The 7,281-nt window shown below is 76.0% G+C and carries 6 protein-coding genes; 3 read left to right on the plus strand and 3 right to left on the minus strand.

Translation table 11 applies throughout. From position 1 onward, the window contains the following. The first annotated feature begins 49 nt into the window (after positions 1-49). Together ABD308_RS19065 and ABD308_RS19070 are read left to right on the plus strand one after the other, a co-directional pair. Complete coding sequence (locus tag ABD308_RS19065; RefSeq protein ID WP_425554798.1) at positions 50-1,438, plus strand: coiled-coil domain-containing protein; 1,389 nt, start codon at positions 50-52, stop codon at positions 1,436-1,438. A 36-nt stretch (positions 1,439-1,474) separates the two neighbouring features. After that, positions 1,475-1,687: an FmdB family zinc ribbon protein gene (locus ABD308_RS19070; protein WP_344336089.1), complete on the plus strand. Its 213-nt coding sequence runs from the start codon at positions 1,475-1,477 to the stop codon at positions 1,685-1,687. Here ABD308_RS19070 and ABD308_RS19075 read toward each other — a convergent pair. The 3 genes from ABD308_RS19075 to ABD308_RS19085 form a co-directional block, all read right to left on the minus strand. Continuing rightward, complete coding sequence (locus tag ABD308_RS19075) at positions 1,684-2,589, minus strand: HAD family hydrolase (protein ID WP_344336090.1); 906 nt, start codon at positions 2,587-2,589, stop codon at positions 1,684-1,686. The genes ABD308_RS19070 and ABD308_RS19075 overlap by 4 nt on opposite strands. 5 nt (positions 2,590-2,594) lie before the next feature. Next, positions 2,595-5,081 carry a phosphoribosyltransferase gene (locus ABD308_RS19080; RefSeq protein WP_344336098.1) on the minus strand — a complete coding sequence of 829 codons (2,487 nt, stop codon included), beginning with the start codon at positions 5,079-5,081 and terminating at the stop codon, positions 2,595-2,597. Between the two features lie 154 nt (positions 5,082-5,235). Next, on the minus strand, positions 5,236-6,459 hold the full coding sequence (locus ABD308_RS19085; RefSeq protein ID WP_344336092.1) for an HpcH/HpaI aldolase/citrate lyase family protein: 1,224 nt from the start codon (positions 6,457-6,459) through the stop codon (positions 5,236-5,238). Positions 6,460-6,783: 324 nt separating this feature from the next. Here ABD308_RS19085 and ABD308_RS19090 point away from each other — a divergent pair. Beyond that, a partial coding sequence (locus tag ABD308_RS19090; protein WP_344336095.1) for a TerD family protein occupies positions 6,784-7,281 on the plus strand: 498 nt, incomplete at its 3' end.

A 7,281-nucleotide genomic window follows, 5' to 3' on the forward strand; every position in this document is an offset into this window, starting at 1 on the left:
GGGGGGGGGGGGGGGGGGGGGTGCCGGTGGGGTGGGGTGATCGGGAAGAATGGGCGTGGATCAACGGTCGGGAACCAGGGAGCGCGCAGTGAGGCGGAGGCGGGCGGGGAGTGCGGTGGCCGAGGCGCTGGTGCTGCCGCTGGTCGTCGCGGGTGCGCTGGGGGCCGCGGGGGCGGCGTCGTTCGGGGCCGGCGGGGGCTGGTGGGGGCGGCGGGGCGGGGACGGCATGCGGGCGGACGCCCGGGCGGCGCGGGACGCGGCGCAGCAGGCGTTCTACGACGTGGACTCCACCCAGCGCGAGGCGCGGCTGGCGGTGGAGACGGTGCGCTCCGTCGGGGACGGTGCGACGGCCCGGCGGGCGGTGGCGGACTTCGAGGCGATCTCCGGCCGGGTCGACCAGGTGACCGTGAACTACCTGACCGCCCTCGACGCGCACGACCTGGACGCGGAGGACCTGGAGTCCGGGACGGCCGCCCGCGCCAAGCACCAGCTGGACGACGTGAAGGGGCAGCTCGGGTCGGCGCTCGCGGAGCTGAACGACTTCCTGCGCAAGCTGCAGCCGGCCGTGGAGCGCGCCGAGCGGCAGTTGATGCGGGTGACCCCGGCGATCGAGCAGGCCAAGCGGGCGCTGCTGACCGCCAGCAACGCGCTGGACGCCGCGCGCGGCGCCGGGCTGCGGGCGGACGAGCTGGCGGCGCGGCTGGCCGAGCTGGCGCCGGAGCTGGGGCGGCTGAACGAGGGCGTGGCGCAGCACGGGGTGCCGGGCACCCTGGAGCGCGCGGACCGGGTGCGCGAGCGCGCGGAGGCGATCGCGGCGGAGGCCGGGCAACTGCCGGAGCGGGCGCGGGAGATCGACCGCCGGGTGGCCAGCCTGCGGACCAGGATCCAGGCGCTGGAGACGAAGGCCACGACGGTGGAGCCGGCGCTGAGCGAGCTGCGCCGGCGGTTCACCACCGCGTGCTGGCAGGACCTCCAGCGGGTGCCGGATCAGGTCGCGGAGACCCGGCGGGCGGCCGAGGGCAAGCTCGCCGAGGCCGCCCGGGCCCGGGACGAGCAGCGCTGGGCGGACGCCACCGGCGCGCTGGGGACGGTGCGGGCGCTGCTGGAGACGGCGGACGGGTCGGTGGTCGCGGTGAACGAGCGGCTGCGGCAGCTGAACGAGGTGCAGATCGACCCGAACAAGGAGGTCGAGCGGGCCCGGTTCGCCCTGCGGGACGCCCAGCGGCTCGCGATGGCCGGGCGGAACGCGCCGGATCCCCGGCACGCGGGGCCGCTGGACGCGGCGGTGGCCCGGCTGGACCGCGCGGTGGCGGAGCTGGAGGCGGCCGGGCGGCATCCGGACTACTGGCGGTTCCTGACCGAGCTGGCCGCGGTGCGGGAGACGGCGGCGAACGTGGTGGAGCTGATCCGCGGCGAGCTGGGTGGCGGGGTGCGGTAGGTGAGGTAGGGCGGCGGCGCGGATACGCTGGCGGGCATGCCTCGTTATGACTTCCGCTGCCGCGCCTGTGGCGCCACCTTCGAGCTGCGCCGTCCGATGGCGCAGGCCAACGACCCCGCCGTCTGCCCGCAGGGCCACCCGGACACCGTGAAGCTGCTGTCGACCGTCGCCGTCACCGGCGGCGCGGTGCAGCAGGCCCCGTCGGCCGGTGGCGGCGGGGGCTGCTGCGGCGGCGGTTGCTGCGGCTAGGACACCCCGACGGCGTCGGTCCCGGCGTCGGGCCGGACGGCCTCGCCGCGCACCCGCGCCAGGAAGCGGCGGACGATCTCCTCGCCCGCCGCCACGCCCACCTCGTCCAGCGCGGTGACGCCGGGCGCCGTCCACCCGGTGTCGGCCAGTTCGCCGTGGCCGGGCCGCCAGGCGGCGTCGGCGGCGCGCAGCAGGTCGGCGTCGAGCAGCGAGTCCCCGGCGGAGAGCACGGTGGCCCCGCCGACCCGCCGCACGACCTCGGCCAGTGCCGCGCTCTTGCTGAGCGGCGCCGGCACGGCGTACACCTTGCGCCCCTGGAGCGAGACGGTCCACCCGCGCTCCGCGCACCAGCCGGTGAGCTCCGCGAGCCAGCCCTGCGGCAGCTCGGCGCGCTCGACGACCAGGTAGGCGAACAGCTCGTCGGCGACCCGCCGCTTGTGCGTCCACTCGGGGTCGGCGCAGAGCGCGAGGTGCTCGACCACCTCGGCCAGCGGCGCCGCCCCGGCGGCCAGCCGGGCGGCCATCTCGTCCTGCCAGTCGGTGTCCGGCACGCCGTCGACGAGCAGCCGCCCGCCGTTGGCGCAGATGGCGTACGGCGGGACCCAGCCGGGCGTCGGTCCCGGCAGGTTGACCCGCTCGTACTGGGCCCGGGTGCGGGTGGTGGCGGGGACGAGCAGCGACTCCCGGGCGAGTTCGACGAGCAGTTCGGCGGCCTCCTCGGTCATGAAGGAGAGCGCCTTGCCGTCGTGCACCTCGACCGAGAGCAGGCGCGGCGCGAGCCGGTCCGGCACGTCGAGGGCGAGGGCCCGGTTGGAGTAGATCAGGGTGCGGTCGAGGTCGCTCGCGACGACGAAGCGGTCGGCGGCGCCGCCGTTCATGCCACCGCTCAGGTAACCGGTCATCGGGGTCAGGACTCCTTCACCAGGACGGCCGTGCCGGAGGCGCCGGTCGCCCCACGGGTGTAGCGGGGGTGGATCAGGCCGACGCAGGAGTACGGCAGGTCGTCCACGTCCTCGACCGGGACCCCCCGCTGGGCGGCGAGCAGCCGGACGTGGTCGAGGTCGGCGCCCGCGCCGCGCCGGGCCAGCACCCGCCAGGGGACGCGGCGCAGCATGACCCGGGTGGTCTCGCCGACGCCGGGCTTGACCAGGTTGACGTCGTCGATGCCGAACTCGGCGCTGATCCGCTCGACGGCGGCCCAGCCGGCCCAGTCGGGGGCGCGCTCGGCGGCGTTCTCGGGGGCGAGGAAGCGCCCGGCCGCCGCGACGGCCTCGGCCCGGACGTCCGCGAAGTGGTCGGCGACGGTGTCCAGGAAGGCGCCGGAGACGTCGGCACCGGCCAGCTCCGTGTAGTGCTTGGCGCCGTGGAAGTCGTCCGGGCCGATCAGGTCGGCGCGCAGCACGGTGCGCGAGACCAGGCCGGAGACGGTCGAGTTGAGGCAGGCGGAGGGGATCAGGAAGTCGTCCCGGGTGCCGAAGGTGGCCACGCAGCGGCCGGGGTCGGCGAGGACGGCGAGGCCGGGGTGGAAGCCGGTCCCGGCGAGCGCCTCGGCGAGTTCCCGGGTGATCGCGCCCTTGCCGGTCCAGCCGTCGACGAACACCACGTCGGCGGCCCGGTGGTGGGCGTCCAGGTAGCGCAGGGCGACCGGGTCGATGCCCCGGCCGCGGACGATCGAGACGGCGTAGTGCGGGGCGTCGACGCCGTGCCCGGCGGCGAGCCAGCGGCGGATCAGGATCCCGACCGGGGTGCCGGCCCGGGCCAGCGAGGCGAGCACCAGGCCGGGGCCGCGTTCGAGCAGCAGGGTCTCGGCGACGGTGCCGACGGCGAGCGCGATCCGCCGGGCGGAGGCCCGCAGGGCCTGGTGGAACAGCTCCTGGTACTCGGGGCTCGGCTGGTACTCGACCGGCAGTGACTCGGCGTAGTGGGCGCCGCCGCTCTGCACGGCCTCCTCGCGCTCCTCGGTGGGCGCCTCCAGGGCGGCGCCGGAGAGGTCCTTGAGCAGCCAGCCGACCTCGTCGGCGCGGTAGGAGGAGAACTCCGGGCCGTAGAGCGGCTGCGGCAGCGCGGCGGCGGGCCGGTGGGACGGCAGAACGGCGAGCACCACCCTGTCGGTGACCCTCCGCAGCTGGCCGAGCAGGGCGCGCTCGCCCTGGTGCAGGGCCGGGGTGTCGGCGACGTCGTCGACGACCAGCACCACGGTGCCGAAGCGGCGGGCCGGGTCGGCGCCGGGGGCGACGTTGTAGGCGTAGCGCTCCCGCGAGGAGTCGTCGGCCGGGTCGTCGTGGGCGGGGAAGGCCAGCCGGGTGCGGATGGCGTAGCCGGGGTCGTCGACGGCGAGGACGGGCGAGCGGGTGGTGGTCGAGCTGTGGACGCGCTCGGCGCCGCCGGGGAGCCGTTCGGCGAGGGCTCCGGCCAGGCGCAGCGGGGCGTACATCAGCTCCTCGAAGCCGAGCACCAGCACCCGGCCGCCGTCGGCCCCGGACCCGGCGGCACCGCCGGCCCCGGACAGGGCGGCACCGTCGTCGACGGACCCGCCGGCGCCCACGTCGACGCCCGCCGCCAGCTGCTCCGCCAGCGCGGGCAGCGCCTCCTCCAGCCGTGCCCGGTGCTCCGGGGTGAAGCCGTGCCGCCCGCCGTCGGGCAGCCCCGGCGGCCACGCCAGGTCGACCCGCACCAGCGGGGCCGGCGGGGCGGCCGGCGGCTCGGGCGCGGGGCCGGTCTCGGCGATCAGCCGCTCGGCCCGGTCCAGGACGTCGGCGGGCAGTTCGACGCCGCCCCCGGCCAGCGCCACCAGGTCGAGCCGGACGCCGAGTTCGGCGGCGGTGTCGGCGAGCCGCTTCCGGTCGGCGGCGCCGCGCAGGTCGACCAGCGCGACCACCACGTAGTGCTCGCGCGGGTGGCGGGCGTGCAGGGCGCGGATGGTGTTGAGCACGGTGGTGCCGGTGGAGAACTCGTCGTCCACCAGGACCAGCGGCCCGTCGCCGGCGAGCAGCCCGGGGTCGGTGGGCAGCAGCAGGTGCGAGGTGGCGTGCGAGTGCTCCTCCTCGAACCCGCCGAGCGGGGCGATCCCGGGCACCGGGCGGCGGGTGGAGTGCAGGTAGGGGGCGTCCAGGCCGTCGGCGACGCTGTGGCCGAGGCCGGTGGCGGTCTCCGCGTAGCCGAGCACGACGGCGCGCGCGAGCGCCCGGCCGTCGAGCGGGCCGAGCAGTTCGCGGACCCGGCGGCCGAGTTCGAGGCCGGCGCCGTGCACCACGGCGGGGCGCTGCGGGACGTGCTTGCCGAGCACGGTGGAGACCAGCAGGTGGGCGCGCTTGCGGTTCTCGCGCAGGGCGAGGCCGACCAGTTCGGGCAGGCGCTCGGAGCCGGTCAGCGCGACGCCGGCCCGCTCGGCCACCCAGCGGCCGGTCCACTCCCGCTCCCCGGCGTGCTCCCGTGCCCCGGCGTGCTCCCGCGCTCCGGTGCGCTCCTGCTCTGCTGCTGTCACGAAGGGGTCCTGCTTTCGGTGGTGCGGTGCGGTGGGCGAGGTCTGGGGAGGGGGGACGGGCGGCTCAGCGGCAGAGGCAGGCCGCCAGCAGCTCCGCGAAGCTGACGTCCTCGCGGGCCACCCCGAACACCTTGGCGCGCAGCATCACCCGCTCCGCCCAGGCCCGGTGCGGCTTGGCCTCGTTCATCTTGTTGGTGTACGCCGAGCGCAGCACCCCGCCCCCGCCGCGCTCCTGCTGGAGGATGTCCCGGGCGTCGCTGTACTCCTCGTGCGTGACGACGGAGAGCGCGTGCACCGCGGGCACGTGGCTGGGGTGGATGCAGGTCTTGCCCAACAGGCCGTTGGCGCGGTCGAGTTCGATCTCGCGGATCAGTCCGTCGAGGTCGTGCTCGATGATCCGCCGGCGGACCGCCTCCCGCGAGGGCTCGGCCTCGGCGAACGGGGTGCGGCGCAGCTGCGGCTTGAACATCCGCTCCTGGACCGGGAAGTACTCCCAGACCGGTCCGGTGACGGTGAACCCGGTGCCGTCGGCGCGGCCGAGCACGTTGACCACGTCGCCGATCACCGAGGCGACCAGGGCGACGTCGTACGCGGTCAGGTCGGGCGAGCGGCGCAGGCCGTAGGCGGAGCAGAGGTCGGTGACGCCGAGGCGGACGGCGAGCACCCGCGCGCGGTGCTTGTCGAGCAGCCGGGCTATGCCGAACAGCTGGTCGCGGCGGGTCTCCAGGTGGGCGAGTTCGGGGGACTCCAGGACCGGCATGGCGAACAGCCGGTGCCCGGTGGCCGTCTCGGCGGCGGCGAGCGCCTCCAGGAAGTCCCCGCCGGTCTCCTCGGTGAACTTGGGCAGGACGAAGCCGGTGAGCACGCCGATCGACGGTCCGAGCCGCTCCGCGAGGTCGGTGAGCTGGGCGGCGGTCCGCACTCTGATGAAGAGGAGGGGAAGATCCTGTGCGTAACCCGTGAAGGAATCGGTGGGCGCTCCGGCCTCGCCGACACCCTCCGTGACCTCCGCCCACAGCTCGCCGAGCCGGGCCACCAGGTTGGCCTCGGCCTGCGGCACCTCGTGGTCGGCGATGGCGTCCTCCAGGCAGAGGACCATCGAGACGACCCCCTGGGCGGCCTGCTTGCGGATGTCGGCGCGCAGGGTGGGCCGGGTGGCCGGGCTGTAGAGCGTGGCACCCAGCGCGGTGGCCAGCACGGCCGGGTCGCCGCCGGGGGAGAACTCCCCCGGCGCCGCGAGAAAGAGCCGGTCGCGGACGTCGTCCGCGAGGTGGCCGAAGTGGCGCAAGGTGCTCTCCTCAGGGGTTCGGCCGCCGGTCCGGCGGAGGCGGGTGAGGGGGCGGTGAAGAGCCCCGGTGCCGCACCCGGTTCAACCCGCTCGGCGGCCCTGGTGGTTCCCGGCCCGGTTCCGGCCGGTCATCGTCGACCGGCCCCCGAGGCCTCCCGCCCGCCCATCGTACGGACGGCTCCGGGCGCGCGCCGGTTCCGCAATGGCGAATTCTCGGAAGGTTACCCTCCACTTCACAAACCGCAAGCGTTGGCAAAGTCCCCCCACGACGCCTCCCCCGGTCACGTTGTCCGAAGGGGTGGCGAACAGGCAGGATGGTCGGCTATGACGCACGTGATGGCCAAGGGCGCCAACATCGCACTGCCGGTGGCGGCGGTCCGCGCCGTGCTGCGCTGGAGCGCCACGCCCGGTGCGCCGGACGTGGACGCCTCCGCACTGCTGCTCGGCCCGGGCGGCAAGGTCCGTTCGGATGCCGACTTCGTCTTCTACAACCAGCCGCGCCACCCGTCCGGCCTGGTGCGCCACCTGCCCAAGCAGCAGACCGCCGACGGCGGCGAGATCACCGACACCGTCGAGGCCGAGCTCGGCAAGCTGCCGGCCGACGTCGACCGGGTGGTGCTGGCCGGGTCCTCCGAGGGCGGATCGTTCCGCGCGGTGGGCGGGCTGCGCCTGCAGCTGTTCGACGCTGCGGCCGGCGACGGCGCGCCGGCCCTGGCCGAGTTCGCGATGACCGACGCCGACGAGGTCACCGCGCTGGTCGCGGGCGAGCTCTACCGACGGGCGGGCGCCTGGAAGTTCCGGGCCGTCGGCCAGGGCTACGCC

The sequence above is a fragment of the Kitasatospora putterlickiae genome (assembly GCF_039527695.1).
Lineage (GTDB): Bacteria > Actinomycetota > Actinomycetes > Streptomycetales > Streptomycetaceae > Kitasatospora > Kitasatospora putterlickiae.